Source organism: Polaribacter irgensii 23-P (genome assembly GCF_000153225.1).
Taxonomy (GTDB): domain Bacteria; phylum Bacteroidota; class Bacteroidia; order Flavobacteriales; family Flavobacteriaceae; genus Polaribacter; species Polaribacter irgensii.
Map to the genome: position 1 here is coordinate 2091798 of NZ_CH724148.1, position 15657 is coordinate 2107454.

A 15657-nucleotide genomic window follows, 5' to 3' on the forward strand; every position below is an offset into this window, starting at 1 on the left:
TTATTAAAATAATAAGGGATGCTTTAAAAGAGACATCCCTTATTTATAATTAAACTTTTTATTCGTAACAGAAAGACTGTTTTTGTCTTATCGCTTAGCAGGAATTGATTTCAATTGTATGCATCCTAAAAAATGAAGCACTTTCATAATTACATAGGTCACATCAACTTCATGCCATTTGATTCCAAAATTGGCGCTACTTGCGTGTTTGTGGTGGTTGTTGTGATACCCTTCGCCCATCATTAAAAAATCAAAAGGAAATAAATTCTTACTAGTATTGGTCATTTTATAATTTACGTAGCCATAAATATGACCAAACCAATTGATGATAACGCCGTGTATAGGTGCCATTAATAGCGCTACTGGTAATAATGCCCATTGCCATAAAGCGGTTGTGAAATAAGCAAAGAATAAAATATAAAAAGAAATCCAAAGCAGTCTAGAAAAGCGAGAACTTGCAAACGCATCAAAACTTTTCCATTGGGGCACATTCTTTGTAAATTTCTCATCTACAACAATATTTTGATCATTAATATCTTGGTAAATTGTTTTGGTTTTCCACATCATTGCAAATAAATTTGGATCGTGAGATGGACTGTGAGGGTCCTTTTCGGTATCGGTATAAGCGTGGTGCATCCTGTGCATGATCCCATATCCATAAGCACTTAAATAACTAGAGCCTTGGAAGAACCAGGTTAAAATAAAGGAAATACGCTCCATTGTTTTAGACATTGTGAAAACTTGGTGTGCGGCATATCGGTGTAGAAAAAAGGATTGAAAAAATAACCCTCCATACCAAAGAACCAGAATAAAAATAACTATTATCATCTTTTTTTTTACAAAGATAATTTGATATTGCTCGCAAAACAATGAACCGAAATCAATAAAACGATGCTTATAACCGTTTTCTAATTCTACTTAAAGCTTGTGCGGTAATACCAATATAAGAACTAATATATTTTAAAGGAATCACTTTTAATAACTCCGGACGTTCTTTAAATAATTTTAAATAACGTTCCTCAGCAGTCAAATTTAAGAGATTTTGTTCTCGTGTAGATTTGATTAGAAAAAGACGTTCTGCAGTTAATCTGCCAATAAGATTGCCAATTTGGGTTGTTTTATAAACTTCTTGAAGATCTTGATAGGAAATACTTAGAATACTCGTTTCTGTCAATGTTTGTAATTGATAAAGCGATGGTTTTTGGGTTAAAAAAGAATCATAAGCGCTTACAAACTGGTTTTTAAAACTAAAGCCGAAAGTGATTTCTTTTTCGGGATTTTCTTTGGGAATAAACAAGCGAACAACACCGTATTCGATAAAAGAAATATGATTTTCGATTGCATCTATTTTTAGAAATACCGTTTTTTTAGGAAGTATGCGACGTTGTAATTTTGATTTGAAAAAATCCCAATCCTTGGAGGAAATGTTAGCAATTTGATCTATATACGTTTTTATCTGCTCCAAATTTGTGATTTCAATTAAAGAAAGGTCAAAGATAGGGATTCATTTTATGCATAAAGTGATTAACATTAATTAAATAAGGTTAAACACTTTTATTACGATAACAGATTTTCACTATTCGTTTGCTGCATATAAAATCAAAAAGATACCCAATAAAATACCCGTTAGGGGAATTAATTTTTTGCGCTTATTTTTTTCTTTAAATAGAATTCCTCCGAGCACAACAGCAATGATTAGCTGACTTCTTTTGATTGCAGATAGCAACATTATTAAAGCATCGGGATCTTGCAAGGCTTTAAAATAAAAATAATCTGCAATTTGTAAGCATATTCCAACAGCGATGATGCTCCATCGAAATTTAAAAGCTTTGCGTTTTGCAGCATATGGAAACCAGCGAATTCCTAATATCGCCATTAAAATAAGTAACGTATACCAACAAAACCAAAATTGTAATGTTTGCGGATTTAGAGTCAACTTCTGAATTAAAAACTTGTCATATAAACCACTAGAAGCACCTAATAGTGTGGCAGCAATAATTGCAAAAATCCATTTATTTCGTTTAAAGTTGATGCCTTCCTTTTTGCCTAATTTTGAGTAGAGTAGTACCGAGGAGATGATTAAAAAAAAACCTAGCCATTGTAAAAAACTGGGTTGTTCCTTATAAATGAGCAGCGCTCCAATAAGTGTAAAAAAAGGTCCTGCAGAACGAATTGGGACCACAATGGTAATGGGTAAGTTTTTTAATGCCTGATAAGCTAAAACCCAAGAGGCAGTCATAATAATAGATTTTAGTAAAATATAACCGTGCGTTTCCCATGGAATTTGCGGAATATAAAATCCGATTTCTTTGGTGTACTCAGGAAAAATAAGAGAGCCTAAGTAGCAAGGTATGAGCATGAGAAAACCAGATGCAACGGTTCCTAAAAGTACAGGAAAAACCTCATTTCCTTGCACGGCATGTTTTTTACATAAGTTGTGTAATCCTAAGAAGAATGCCGCTAATAAGCCCAAATATATCCACATGGCGCGAATATACTTTTTTATGTCCTGTGCTAAATATAAAAAATGTCATTTTTGAAAATCTCAAAATTTAGACCGTAGGAAGATTTTTGAAATGCTTACAAAAAAAGTTTTTGTAAGCAAAAAGGGTTGTCTCAAAAGACAACCCTTTATAAATAAATACCCTTTAAATTACTTCAAGCTTTCTATTAATTTTTCAGCAACTAATTCAGAAGATCCTGGGTTTTGACCCGTAATTAAGTTTCCATCTTGCACTGCGTAACTAGCCCAATCTTCTTTTTTAGAGTAACTAGCGCCACTTGCAATTAACATATCCTCTACTAAAAAAGGAACAATAGCTGTTAATTGTACCGCTACTTCTTCAGTGTTGGTAAAGCCAGCTACTTTTTTCCCTTTTACTAGGGGAGTTCCATCGGTGTTCTTTACATTTTTTAACACTGCTGGTGCGTGACATACAAACGCAATTGGCTTTTGTTGTGCGTTGAACTTTTCAATTAAGGCAATGGAAGCTGCATCATTTGTTAAATCCCATAAAAGACCATGTCCTCCTGGATAAAAAACAGCATCAAAGTCGTCTGGATTTATTCCTGCCAAAACTTCTGTGTTTGCAATTAAGCCTTGTGTTGCTATGTCTTTGTTATAACGATCAGTAGCTGCTGTTGCAGCATCAGGTACCTCACTACTTGGATCTATAGGGGCAGCACCACCTTTTGGAGTTGCAATTGTGATTTTGGCACCTTTATCGGATAACATGTAATACGGGCTTGCAAATTCCTCTACCCAAAAACCTGTTTTCTTTCCAGTATCTCCTAATTGATCGTGTGATGTAAGTACAAATAATATGTTCATTTTTTTATTTTTAATAATTAATTTTCTTCTAAAATTTTTTCAGAAGCACTTCTATTTTCTTTATAATTTTTATGCTATTTAGAAGAAGCAATAAATTGATTGTTCTTATTTTAATATTTTAATAAGACATTTTCAAAATTTCTTCAACTTTGTCTGGTGACAGTGTTTGATGTTCTCCAAGACCTAACCAACCGCGGTCCGTAAAACGCTGCGCAATTTTTTCTGCAGTCCCTTCATATTCTTTTGTATAGTCAGATAATTTTGTGTCAATTCCTAATTCATGGAAAAAGACCACTGTTTTTTCGATCGCTGCATGTGCTTTGGCATCTGTATTTCCTTCTGTAAGGTTCCAAACACGTTCACCATATTGTGCTAATTTTTCTTTTTTAGCTTCAAAATTAAATTTGTAATGGCTTGGTGCAACAATTGCTAATGTGCGTGCATGGTCAATTCCAAATAAAGCAGTTAACTCATGTCCCATTGCGTGAACTGCCCAATCTGTTGGCACCCCTTTTTGGATCATGCCGTTTAAAGCCATGGTGCAACTCCACATAAAATTCGCAGCTGCTTTGTAATCGGTAGGATCTTTCAAGACTTTAGGAGCCACTTCAATAATCGTTTGCAAAATACTTTCAGCAAAGCGGTCCTGTAAGATAGCGCCATCTGGATAGGTCATATACTGTTCTAGAACGTGTGTAAAAGCATCTGTCAAACCATTTGCTAACTGACGTTTTGGAATAGATGTGATTACTTGGGGATCTAAAATGGAAAATTGTGGAAATAAACCAGGCCCTCCCATTGATAACTTCTCCTTGGTCTCTTTTCGGGTAATTACAGCACCAGAATTCATTTCTGAACCTGTTGCTGGCAATGTTAACACCGTTCCAAAAGGCATTCCTTTTTCAGTTCTAATATTTTTCGATAAAATATCCCAAGGAGTTTCACCTTCATAGATAGCAGCTGGCGATAAAAATTTAGCTCCATCAATTACAGATCCACCACCAACAGCTAATATAAAGGTAACTTTTTCATCTTTAATCACTTTTAAAGCTTCCATTAAAATGGCATATTCAGGGTTTGCAGGGATTCCTCCAAACTCAACAATATCAAAATTTGTTAAGCCTTTTTTTACTTGATCATAAATTCCGTTTTGTTTAATACTTCCTCCACCATAGAGGAGTAATATTTTGGCTTTATCTGGTATTTCGTTTGCTAGTTTATCAATCGTATCTTTTCCAAAAATAATTTTGGTAGGATTTTTAAATTCAAAATTGTTCATCTTCCTGCTATTTTTATGTATTAATAAATATGTACTTTATTCAATTACTGATATTAAATCTTTCATTGGTTTTCGAACCTTTACTAAGTTTGACAACCAATCGTTCTCTTCTTGCCGATATCCTAAAGGCAATAGCACGGCACTGCGCAGCCCTTTTTCTCGCAATCCTAAAATTTCATCAACCGCCGCAGGGTCAAAACCTTCTATGGGTGTAGTATCTACCTCCTCGTACGCTGCTGCAATAATTTCGTGAGAAAAAGCAATATAGGCCTGTTTCGCCGCATGATTAAAATTTTTTTCTGCATCTTTTTGAGGATAAGAGTTCAATAACATTTGACTATAATTTTCCCATCCCTCATTTTCAAAACCGCGAATTTTGTTTGTTAAATCGAACATATAATTTATTAGATCTGCGGTGTACGTGTTTCAAGCGGCAAAAACAAGCAGGTGAGAGCAGTCTGTAATTACAGATTTATTCCATCCAACTGGCTTAATTTTTTCTTTAACAGCCTGATTTTTTATCACAAAAATTTCAAAAGGTTGCAAACTGCTTGATGTTGCTGCGAGACGCGCCGCCTCTAAAATACGCGCTATCTTATCTCCGGAAACTCTTTCTTTGTTCATTGCTTTTGCAGCATATCTCTAATTTAATTTATCTAACAATTCCATTTTCATTTTTTTTTGATTTATTCACATACTTTTATACTGCTCCAAGCAGATTCATACGCTTCTTTTAATTGTGTTTTATCTAATTTAAAGGCTCCTCTTTTTTCCGACATCATTAAAAAAGAAAGAGGGTTTATGGAATAGGCATACAACAAAAAATCTGATATTGGTTTGATAATCCCTTCATTCCTTCCGCGCCTCCAAAGGTCGAGAAGGGGTTGTAAATGTCTGATTCCTTCCTGCCTGCTTGTTTCATCAATCATGGGCGTATTGTCGCATTGTGCCAAAAACATCGCATTTTCACATTCGATTAGTTTGAAATGGGCAATGCGTTTCCAAATTAGTTCAAACCCTTGTTCTACCGGCATATTTTCGTTGTAAGTCTCAAAGGCATAATTTGTATATTTTGCTTTCACTTCAATATATGTTTGGTTGACTAAATCTTGTTTATTTTCAAAATAAAGATAGATTGTCGCCGGCGAAACATTTGCCATTTTTGCTATTTTACTCATGGGAGTTGCATGAAAACCATTGTTATTCACGAGCTCTATAGTTGCTTTGATCAGTGCATTCCGTTTGTCAATACTTTTCTGAAGTGTGGCCATAGTGGTTAAATTCGAATACAAAGATACACTTAAAAATGAACGTTCATTCTTTTTTAACAAAAATTTAATAAATGGTTTTTTTAACGAAGCTCTGTTTGATGCATCTTTGTTACATGCATAAAACGATAAACAGCCACATCAACAGCCACATCAAAACATCGGAAAAAGAGTTATCAATATTCAATGCTTCTTTAAATGAGATCGCCATTACTAAAGGCCAATTTCTACTGAAACCAGGTACCCATGTAAAACACGAGTATTTTGTTGTAAAAGGTTGTTTAAAAGCATACTATTCCGATTCTAAAGGAAATCAACATATTATTCAATTTGCTATAGAAAATTGGTGGGTCGGAGACTTCGATGCCTTTTACAATCAGGTACCCTCAGAATTGTTCATTGAAGCAATTGAAGATTCTCAACTACTATCCATTCATTATGACAGTCTTCAAAAGATTTACAACAAAGCACCAATTTTTGAAAGGTATTTTAGAATTTTAACTACGCAAGCATTTATTGCACAGCGCAAGCGAATTTTATCAACTTTAGAAAAACATACACAAGAGCGATATCTAAAATTTTGTCAGACATATCCCAATATAAAAGATAGAGTTCCCAATTATAATATTGCTAATTATTTGGGGGTGTCTCCTGAAAATTTGAGTAGAATTAGGAAAAATTTAAAAAGTTAAATAAGTATTAATTGATTTAGATCAAGAAGATTGGTTCGCTAGTCTTATATATTTGTAAAGAATAAAAATTATTATAAGAAATGAAAAAGCAACAATTATTAACACCATTCGTTAAAAATATATCTTTAAAAAACAGAGTTGTCATGGCTCCGATGACCCGAAGTAGAGCGGATAACCTGGGTAATGTTCCAACAGACGATTTACACGGTTTGTATTACGAACAGCGGGCGTCAGCAGGTTTAATTATTACAGAAGGTACACAAGTATCTCCAAAAGCCGTAGGCTATATTCACACCGCTGGAATTTATTCTGACGCACAAGTGGAAGGTTGGAAAAAAATCACCAAAAGAGTGCACGACAAAGGAGGTAAAATATTCGTCCAATTGTGGCATGTTGGTAGAATGTCACATCCCGATTTTCACAACGGAGCATTACCTTTTTCAGCATCCGCAATTAACCCCGATGCACAAGCTTACACGCAAGAAGGATTTAAAGATACTGTTGCACCAAAAGAAATGACTGTGGAAGAAATTAAAACAACGGTTAAAGACTTTCAAAATGCAGCAGCAAATGCAGTAAAAGCGGGTTTTGATGGCGTTGAAATTCATTCTTCTAATGGATATTTATTTCATCAATTCTTTAATGGATCTTCGAATAAAAGAACTGATATGTATGGAGGAAGTGACGAGAACAAAACGCGTTTCTTTTTTGAGGTTTTAGAGGCAATAAAAGAAGTGATTCCCCAAGAAAAAATTGCAGCTCGTTTCAATCCCTCTTTACACGGATTGTTTGGAATGACGATGGATGAAGACACCATTCCTACTTTTGAGTATATTATCAAAAAGTTAAATGAGTATAATCTCGCCTATGTGCACCTTTCTGAACCTTTTACAGATGTATCAGAAATACCACATGCCGTAAAAGAAATTGCAAAACATTTCCGACCTTTATACAACGGGACATTAATGATCAATGCGTCTTTTGACCAAGAAAAAGGAAATAAAGTGCTTGAAGATGGGGATGCAGATTTGGTGGCTTTTGGGAAACCCTACATCTCTAATCCAGATTTAGTAGCACGTTTTGAAAAGAACTTAGGTTTAGCGGATTGGGATCAAGAAACTTTTTACACGACAGGAGCTAAAGGGTATACGGATTATCCCACGGCATCCATTTAAAACTTTAACTTAAAAAAAATTATTATGAAATTTACGAGAAAAGCAAGCGCCGCTTGGGAAGGTAGCGGAAAAGAAGGACACGGAAACATAACTACTGGAAGTAAAATTCTAGAAAAAACACAATACTCGTTTCAAACACGATTTGAAGATGGAGAAAAAGGGACCAATCCTGAAGAATTAATAGGAGCGGCACACGCAGGTTGTTTTGCGATGCAATTGAGCTTTTTATTAAATGAAGCTGAATTTACAGCAACTACTTTGGATGTAGACGCTAGTGTTATTTTTGAAGACGGTACCATTACAAAAATTACTTTAAATTTAGAGGGTGATGTGCCTAATATTGATGCTGAACAGTTCCAGCAAATAGCGCACAAAGCGAAAGAAGTTTGTCCTATTTCTAAATTACTAAACACAGAAATCGAATTAAAAGTAACCTTAAAAACAGCATAATACATGTCAAATACAATTATAAAAGCATATGGTGCAACTGCAGCAACAGAAGATTTAAAGCCATTAGACATTCAGAGGAGGGCAGTAGGTACCACTGACGTAAAAATTGATATTCGTTATTGTGGTGTATGTCACAGTGATATTCACACCGCCAGAAATGATTGGAAGGGCTCAACTTATCCTGTAGTTCCAGGACATGAAATTATTGGTCGAGTAGTGGAAGTAGGTACGGATGTTCAAAGCCATAAAGTAGGTGACTTGGTGGGCGTAGGATGCATGGTAGATTCCTGTGAAACCTGTGCTTCTTGTGAACAAGATTTGGAACAGTTTTGCGAAAAAGGAGCCACTTTTACTTACAACAGTCCAGATGCACATATCGAAGGTGCACAAACTTATGGTGGATATTCAACAGCTGTAGTAGTAGATAAGAAGTTTGTTCTTCGAATTCCAGAAAATTTAGATGCAGCAGCAGCGGCACCTCTGTTATGCGCAGGGGTTACCACATGGTCACCGTTGACGCATTGGAAAGTGAAAAAAGGCGATAAAGTAGGAGTGATTGGTCTAGGTGGATTAGGCCACATGGGTGTGAAATTTGCCAATGCCTTAGGCGCACATGTAGTTATGATTACCACATCGCCAGAAAAGGGAAAAGACGCGAAAAGATTAGGGGCACACGAAGTAATGGTTTCTAAAGACCAAAACGACATGAAAAAACACCAAGGTAGTTTTGATTTTATTTTGAATACCATTCCAGTAGGTCACGAAATGGATCCATATTTAGGATTGCTTAAAATTGATGCAACAATGGTCTTAGTAGGTGCGGTAGAACCTTTAAAGCCCTTTCATGGAGGAAGTGTTATTATGGGACGAAAGCGCATTGCTGGATCATTAATAGGAGGAATAAAAGAAACGCAAGAGATGTTAGATTTTTGCGGAAAACACAATATTACTAGTGATATTGAGTTGATAGCGATGCAAGATATAAACACCGCTTTTGAACGCATTACAAGCAATGATGTAAAATATCGATTTGTGATTGATATGAAATCTCTTAAATAAAAACGGTTTTATTCAGCCTTAAAAACAGCATTTAAAATAGTATTAAATGCTGTTTTTTTACGCAATAGATTGTAGTATCTTAGTACTGCATTTTTACGAGCAAAGATGTGTTGCAAGTACTAATTATTAATTAGATTGTTATAGATTAGCTAAAAAATAAAAACTTAAACTGAAACTTATGGAATTGATCGGATATGGTATTATTGCATTGAAAATTATTGTAAGTATCAGCATTTTAAATGTCTGGTTGTTACAAAAAAATAAGGCAACAAAATGGAGAGGTGGTACTGCAAAAACTATTTTTGAAGAATTTGAAGTTTATGGTTTTTCAAAACAGTTTTGTTATATTATTGGAACTTTAAAAGTTGCGCTAGCTCTTATATTATTGATATCTATACAGCTCGATGCGCTTACGTTAATCGGAAGTTTAGGATTGAGTCTTTTACTTTTTGGATCCATACTCGCACATATTAAGATTAAAGATATTTGGTATAAATCGTTTCCAGCCTTTTTATTTATAGTTTTAAATTTAATTATTGCATATTCCGCATTTTAAAAATAAGTATCAAAGGTTTTAAAGGCAATCATTATATTCAGAACTGCAAAGGTGAAAGAGGGCGCTGATTTTATAAAGTTATCTTTTATTTTAAGTCTTACAACAAACCCCATAAGCATTAATACACTTAAACCAATGGCGGCCAACAAAAGTAATAGCGGGGAAAAATAGAGTCCCACCAACAAACCGATAGCCCCTAATAACTGGAGAAACCCAGTTAATCTTCTAAATTTTGGTAATGCATATCTCTCAAACTCAGCAATAATAAATTTTGAGTAGAAGCAATTCACGCCGAAATAAATAAATGCTAAGCCAGAAAACCAGGTCAGTGCTATGAGTAAATTCAATGTTTTTTTTTAAAGTTGTAGATTATCTCTACAAATTAATATCAATAAAAGTAACGCTATTTGCGCTCTTAGAGAAATTTAAAACCTCAAATAAATCCTAATATTTATGTTAAAAAAGGACTTCCCAAATTTTAATTTACTAAAAAGTATGCCGCTGCTCTTCTGTTGAAGAAGCACTTAAGAGTTGATTGAATTTCTTTATAATATCAAAGTCTAGTGTAATTTCATCTGCTACGGCAACTCCCACAATTCCAGTTTTTAAGATGTCTGAAATATCTTTTGTAGTGATTTTACCAACACCAATAATCGGAGTTTTGGTATTCAAAGCCTCTACAATTGCAGTGTATCCAAGCAAGCCTAAAATGGTTTGCTCTGTATCTTTATTTTTTTCAGCTTTAAAAGGGCTCAAGGTGATGTAATCTACTTGTTTATCGATTAATATTTTACATGCAGCAAGCGTGTTGGCATCTGCGCCAATAATTTGCCAAGTGTATAGATGAATTCTAGCGGCAGTAGGGCAACTACCTTTTTGTTCTAAATGTACGCCATCTGCCTTTACTGCTTTGGCTATTTTATAGTCTCCACTAATAATTAAACGTGTTTGAAAATACGCGGTTATTTCTCTCGCTTCCTTTGCTAATTTTAAGTATTTCTTTTCCGAGAGGTTTTTTACATTCAACTGCACTAGTTCTGCACCTGCCGAACAGGCTTTTTGGATGTTTTCGATGTGCTCTTTTGGCGTTGTTCCCTGAGAAATGTAATGTAGTTTTGGAATCATTTGGATTTCGTGTTTAGCTTGGGAATTGATATTATAATCAGACTATTTTAAAGCGCAATTTTTTTAGAATACTGCATAAAATGAGATTCTAAACGCTGTAGCATGGGGCCTATTTTTTCTGAATAAGTAACATATTGACACTTGTGTATGCTTTGTGTAATGGCCATTAAATCTCCATAAGTAGTGCTCTTTTCGAGAAACTCCGCATTATCGATATTAAAAATTTTAAGCTGTGTCGTATTTAACCCCTCTGATAAAAGCAATTTATTTATCGTTTTAGGAGTAGCGATCAAAATGTCTACACCTTCAAATATTTCCGAGGTAAGTACTTCAATATGAAACTTATCATCACAGGCGTACGCGCGTAATGTAGTGTGTCTGATGAATGTGATTAGAATTTTTTCCAATGCGAGTGCACGGTCTCTATTTTCTACTAAAATAATAGCTCTGGGTGCGGTTCCTACTTCTTCACACTTTAATTTTTGCATCGTAGTAAGAATCAGTGTTGTTGTTTTTCCACTGCCTGCAGGTGCTGTACAGTATATGTTGGCGCCACTTTTTATGACAGGTATACTTAGAGTTTGGAATGGAGTAGGTACATTTATTTCAAAAAAACTTAGTTTTTCTTGAATATCGGAATGTAATTTTTTAAATGGCATAGAAATTAAAAAGGTTGCTGATACTAGTAATAACAGTCATTAAGAATGCAAATATACAATTTAATTCAATGGATTCGTGCGATAAATAAGGTCTTCAATATTTTCTTTAACGCCATCAAGAGAATACTACATCTTATTGTTAAATCGTTGGTGAGTCTGTTTATTTTTAGCAAATTATAGTATCTATGGTGTATAAATAATAAAACGGAATTGTTTACACCAACAGCGAAATCGGTATGTTATTTTTAAACAGTCTATAAGCCAGCTGTGTTGCAGATACTATTCACTTTTTATTACTTTGCACGATAGTGCATTTCGCAGATTTAGTAGCGTATTGCCAATACAAATAAAAGCTAATCAAATATAACAGCGCAAGCTTACTTATACGAGCGCTTATGGTGTATATAGATTCTATGCATAAAAGTCGTATCGATTTACTGCTGACAACTTTCTAGAGGGTAGCTTCAAGGTACTATGTTCTACCTCCTTTTCATTTAGTTTTTTCATCGCTTTTTTCACTAAACCAAATTCACAATTTTTTTTGTGAGACTTACAGATATGCTTGTAATAAATAAAGCTGCGTTGATCTTTAAAAATTCGAACGACTTTTATTTTAGCTGAAGTTTTTGTTTGTTTGAAACGAACATCTGCTTGTTTTAAAATACACTTAACACAGGTATTTCTTCGAAAGCTTAGTGCTTACTAAACACCTTTTTAGAAAAGTAAATTAACCGAGCAAATCGGAATTCAAATCTTTTTTAGAGTCCATAAAACTAGTATTGCTCGGTAACTCAAAAATTTCTAAATTAAAATAAGGAACGGCTGCAATGACATGATCAAAGATATCAGCCATAATATATTCGTAATTCTCCCAACGTTTGTCCTTACTAAAAGCATAGATTTCAATTGGGATTCCCTGTGTCCCTGGTGCTAATTGGCGCACCATTAAAGTCATTTTTTTATGGATACCCGAGTGATTTTCAATATAGGTTTCAGCATACTTTCTAAACACTCCAATGTTTGTTAAATGCCGTCCGTTTAAAAGCAATTCTTTATCGATGTTATTTTGAGTATTATAAATCTCAATATCTTTTTGGCGGGTATTTAGATAGGATGTAATTGATTGTATTTTTTTGAATGCTGTAATCTCTTCATTCGACAAATAATGGATGCTTGCCATTTTGATATTGATTGCCCTTTTTATACATCTTCCTCCAGAATCTTGCATTCCTCTCCAGTTTTGAAAAGAATCTGAAATTAACGCGTACGTAGGAATGGTCGTAATTGTCATGTCAAAATTTTGAACTTTCACGGTAGACAAATTAATTTCTGTAATATCACCATCTGCACCATATTTCTCAAAGGTTACCCAATCTCCAATTCTTACCATATCGTTTATAGATACTTGAATACTAGCAACAAATCCCAAAATAGTATCTTTAAATATCAGTATAATCACTGCCGAGGCAGCACCAATAGTTGCGATAAATTCAACAAACGCAATTCCTGAGACAATAGTAAAGGCAGACAAAGCACCAATCACCCAAGAGAAAATCGTAAAGACTTGTATAAAACTGTCTATGGGCTTGTCTCTTAAGCTTTCTAATGTTTTAAAATAATCTTTGAGTGTGCTTAAAAGACTGCGAACAACCCAAAGAATTAGAACAATGGCCAATAAATACAACCCTTTCGAAACTAATAATGCAGTAACTATAAAATCAACAAAAACAAAGGGAATTAATTTCATTACAAGAAGTAATGGAATAATATGCGCTATAATTCGAGGTGTTTTATTTTTTACTAATAAATCATCAAAATTGGTTTTTGTTTTATCTGAGAGCTGTGAAAATAGTTTTAGTATAATTTTACGAATGATATAATCTATTGAGAACGCCAAGATTAACAAAATTAAAAGTAAAAACACCATATTTAAATATTTAGCAGCATTCTCAGAGGCTCCAAGAGTAACTAAATAATCGTTTACCAAATGTTGTAGATTCATTAAAGTCAAGTTTTAGGTAAATTTTTTGATGGTTAAAGTGGTTTCTTTATAAGCTACAAAAGTAGGTTTTTTGACATCTAATTATTTCTATTTGTATGCTTTTATTATTGTGCGAGAATAAAGAGAAGATTTAAATTTTCGTGAATGAAAAACTTTCGAGAAGATTCTGAATATTTCTAAAATGCAAATGTAATTTAAGAAAAAATGAACGCCAGTATTTAAAAAAAAACAAGAATTTACTCTTTTTATGGCGAAATTGGAGTCACTTATGTTGGATTTACTAAGTTTTCTGAAAATAAAGAGTACGTGCTTATCTTTTGAAAAGAGCTTATTTAAAAAAGGGAGTATTTAGTTTTGACGCCCATTTTAGTCTTCTTTTGTTTTTTTATATTTTTATAGTTCCTTTTGATTTTGGCATTCAATGCCCAATAATTCAAATTTTATAAGAAAGTTTTATAGTCTTTAAAAATTCTTTTCACTTCCTTTAATTTTATTGGTTTTATAAAGTAGCTTGAGATTTCACTTATTTTGTAAGCTTTTTCTATATCCACAGGATCAATGGAAGAGCTGAGCATAAAAATGACAATTTTTTTCTGAATTTGAGTTTTTAAATGTGCAAACGCTTCGATAAACATCCAGCCATCCATAATTGGCATATTTACATCGAGAAAGATGACGTCTGGAATATTTTCGCTATTTATTTTATTTTCAGAAAGATATTGAAAGGCCTGTTCGCCCTCTGAAAAGCTAATAATATTTTCTGCTAATTTATTGTCATTGATAATGCGAGATAACATAAACTGATAAATCATGTCATCATCTATTATCGCTATCAGGGGCAATTTTTCAACCATTATCTATTTTTCTTTAAAATTATTTTGAAGGTAGTGCCTTTATCAACTGCACTTTCTACGTTTATAGAACCACCAATTGCCTCTATTTGTGTTTTGGTCATGAACAATCCAACTCCCTTAGAATCTGGATGTCTATGAAATGTGTTATTTAGGCCAAAAATTTTATGCCCATATTTTTTTAAATCAATTCCTAATCCATTATCGCTTGCAGTAAGCATTATTTCTTTGTCGTTGACCGCAGTCGAAAAATGTATCTCTGCAATGCGATGGGGTGCCCGGTACCTCAGGGAATTAGACAAGAGATTTAACATTATACTTTCGATGTAGAGTTTTGGGTATTTTATTTCCGGAGCTTTCGAAAAGTTGGAGGTCACTATTGCTTTTGAATCTAATATTTGATGCTCTAAAATAGTGCGTGTTTTATCGAAGACCTCTTCAAAAATAATGGCATCGTGTACAATGTCTTTATTTCCTCTTATTTTAACTGAATCAATTAATTCATTCAATGTTTCATTCAAATGGTCAATGACAGTCTCAACTTTGGTGAATAGCATTTCCTTGTCCTCTAAATCCGTATTTTCATTATAGAAATCCTTTAATGCCATCAAATTACTAACAGGTGCTCTTAAGTTATGAGAGGCAATATGCGCAAAACTTGAAAGTTGTTTGTTTTTATTTTCTAAATGCTCATTGAACTCCTCTAATTGTCTTTTTTGATTTGAAATTAATTTAGCACGATTTAGTAATTCTGTATTGACAGACGATAATTTGTTAGAAAGGTCATTCGCATTTCTTTTAGCGATTATAAGTTCTTGTTCATACTTCTTCCTTTGAGAAATATTAAACACTGCAGATTGGGTGAATAAATGCAATCCCTCTTTATCTTTTACCTCCACAGAATTTACCAGAACTGGAAATTTACTTCCATCTTTTTTTATAAAATTGAAGTTTATTTCCTCCACGGTTCCACTCAGTTTTAATGCTGGTGCGTATACATTTTCAAAATATATTTTTCCTCCAAGGGAGAGAAAGTCAGTAAATTTTTTTTCACCAATTACTTCTTCTCTCGTATAACTTATTAATTCTAAAAAATTTTTGTTGGAGTCAATAATTGTCCCGTTGGGTAAGGAACAAAAATAGCCACTAGGAGAAGTGTTATACAGTTCTTTGTAATCAATATTTAAATGCATTAGCCTTGCGGAGTTTT

At 33.7% G+C, this 15657-nt stretch carries 17 protein-coding genes and 1 pseudogene; 5 read left to right on the top strand and 13 right to left on the bottom strand.

The features are described 5' to 3' along the window. Positions 1 to 87: 87 nt before the first annotated feature. From PI23P_RS09325 to PI23P_RS09360, 7 genes and pseudogenes are all read right to left on the bottom strand, one after another. Positions 88 to 828 (bottom strand): acyl-CoA desaturase, encoded by a 741-nt coding sequence (locus tag PI23P_RS09325; protein WP_004570571.1) that lies wholly within the window; start codon positions 826 to 828, stop codon positions 88 to 90. Positions 829 to 895: 67 nt separating this feature from the next. Further along, complete coding sequence (locus PI23P_RS09330) at positions 896 to 1465, bottom strand: Crp/Fnr family transcriptional regulator (RefSeq protein ID WP_004570572.1); 570 nt, start codon at positions 1463 to 1465, stop codon at positions 896 to 898. A 111-nt stretch (positions 1466 to 1576) separates the two neighbouring features. After that, a complete protein-coding gene (locus tag PI23P_RS09335) occupies positions 1577 to 2485 on the bottom strand; it encodes an EamA family transporter (RefSeq protein WP_004570573.1) in 909 nt (302 codons plus the stop codon). A 168-nt stretch (positions 2486 to 2653) separates the two neighbouring features. Further along, on the bottom strand, positions 2654 to 3331 hold the full coding sequence (locus PI23P_RS09340; RefSeq protein WP_004570574.1) for a type 1 glutamine amidotransferase domain-containing protein: 678 nt from the start codon (positions 3329 to 3331) through the stop codon (positions 2654 to 2656). A 118-nt stretch (positions 3332 to 3449) separates the two neighbouring features. Next, entirely contained in the window at positions 3450 to 4610 is a 1161-nt protein-coding gene (locus tag PI23P_RS09345) for an iron-containing alcohol dehydrogenase (RefSeq protein WP_004570575.1), read from the bottom strand. 36 nt (positions 4611 to 4646) lie between these two features. After that, a pseudogene (locus tag PI23P_RS12795) lies at positions 4647 to 5279 on the bottom strand (nitroreductase family protein). A gap of 17 nt (positions 5280 to 5296) precedes the next feature. Continuing rightward, positions 5297 to 5881, bottom strand: a complete 585-nt coding sequence (locus PI23P_RS09360; RefSeq protein ID WP_004570578.1) for a TetR/AcrR family transcriptional regulator — start codon at positions 5879 to 5881, stop codon at positions 5297 to 5299. Between the two features lie 113 nt (positions 5882 to 5994). Between PI23P_RS09360 and PI23P_RS09365 the strand changes: the two genes are divergently transcribed. The 5 genes from PI23P_RS09365 to PI23P_RS09385 all read left to right on the top strand — a co-directional run bounded on the left by PI23P_RS09365 (position 5995) and on the right by PI23P_RS09385 (position 9810). Next, positions 5995 to 6570: a Crp/Fnr family transcriptional regulator gene (locus PI23P_RS09365; RefSeq protein ID WP_004570579.1), complete on the top strand. Its 576-nt coding sequence runs from the start codon at positions 5995 to 5997 to the stop codon at positions 6568 to 6570. Positions 6571 to 6650: 80 nt separating this feature from the next. Then, positions 6651 to 7745, top strand: a complete 1095-nt coding sequence (locus PI23P_RS09370) for an alkene reductase (protein ID WP_004570580.1) — start codon at positions 6651 to 6653, stop codon at positions 7743 to 7745. 24 nt (positions 7746 to 7769) lie between these two features. Further along, positions 7770 to 8195, top strand: a complete 426-nt coding sequence (locus PI23P_RS09375; protein ID WP_004570581.1) for an OsmC family protein — start codon at positions 7770 to 7772, stop codon at positions 8193 to 8195. Between the two features lie 3 nt (positions 8196 to 8198). Next, positions 8199 to 9254, top strand: coding sequence for an NAD(P)-dependent alcohol dehydrogenase (locus PI23P_RS09380; RefSeq protein WP_004570582.1), 1056 nt, complete (start codon positions 8199 to 8201; stop codon positions 9252 to 9254). Between the two features lie 178 nt (positions 9255 to 9432). Continuing rightward, entirely contained in the window at positions 9433 to 9810 is a 378-nt protein-coding gene (locus tag PI23P_RS09385; protein WP_004570583.1) for a DoxX family protein, read from the top strand. On the opposite strand, the gene PI23P_RS09390 is transcribed toward PI23P_RS09385, so the two are convergent. The 6 genes from PI23P_RS09390 to PI23P_RS09415 all read right to left on the bottom strand — a co-directional run bounded on the left by PI23P_RS09390 (position 9807) and on the right by PI23P_RS09415 (position 15640). After that, entirely contained in the window at positions 9807 to 10157 is a 351-nt protein-coding gene (locus PI23P_RS09390; RefSeq protein WP_004570584.1) for a DoxX family protein, read from the bottom strand. The genes PI23P_RS09385 and PI23P_RS09390 overlap by 4 nt on opposite strands. Before the next feature lie 139 nt (positions 10158 to 10296). Next, complete coding sequence (locus tag PI23P_RS09395) at positions 10297 to 10935, bottom strand: thiamine phosphate synthase (protein WP_004570585.1); 639 nt, start codon at positions 10933 to 10935, stop codon at positions 10297 to 10299. Positions 10936 to 10982: 47 nt separating this feature from the next. Then, a complete protein-coding gene (locus tag PI23P_RS09400; protein ID WP_004570586.1) occupies positions 10983 to 11594 on the bottom strand; it encodes a DEAD/DEAH box helicase in 612 nt (203 codons plus the stop codon). Positions 11595 to 12321: 727 nt separating this feature from the next. Then, positions 12322 to 13596 (bottom strand): mechanosensitive ion channel family protein, encoded by a 1275-nt coding sequence (locus PI23P_RS09405; protein ID WP_018941849.1) that lies wholly within the window; start codon positions 13594 to 13596, stop codon positions 12322 to 12324. Positions 13597 to 14036: 440 nt separating this feature from the next. After that, entirely contained in the window at positions 14037 to 14450 is a 414-nt protein-coding gene (locus PI23P_RS09410) for a response regulator (protein WP_004570588.1), read from the bottom strand. Further along, entirely contained in the window at positions 14450 to 15640 is a 1191-nt protein-coding gene (locus PI23P_RS09415) for a PAS domain-containing sensor histidine kinase (RefSeq protein WP_004570589.1), read from the bottom strand. The genes PI23P_RS09410 and PI23P_RS09415 overlap by 1 nt, the downstream gene beginning before the upstream one ends. Positions 15641 to 15657 lie beyond the last annotated feature (17 nt).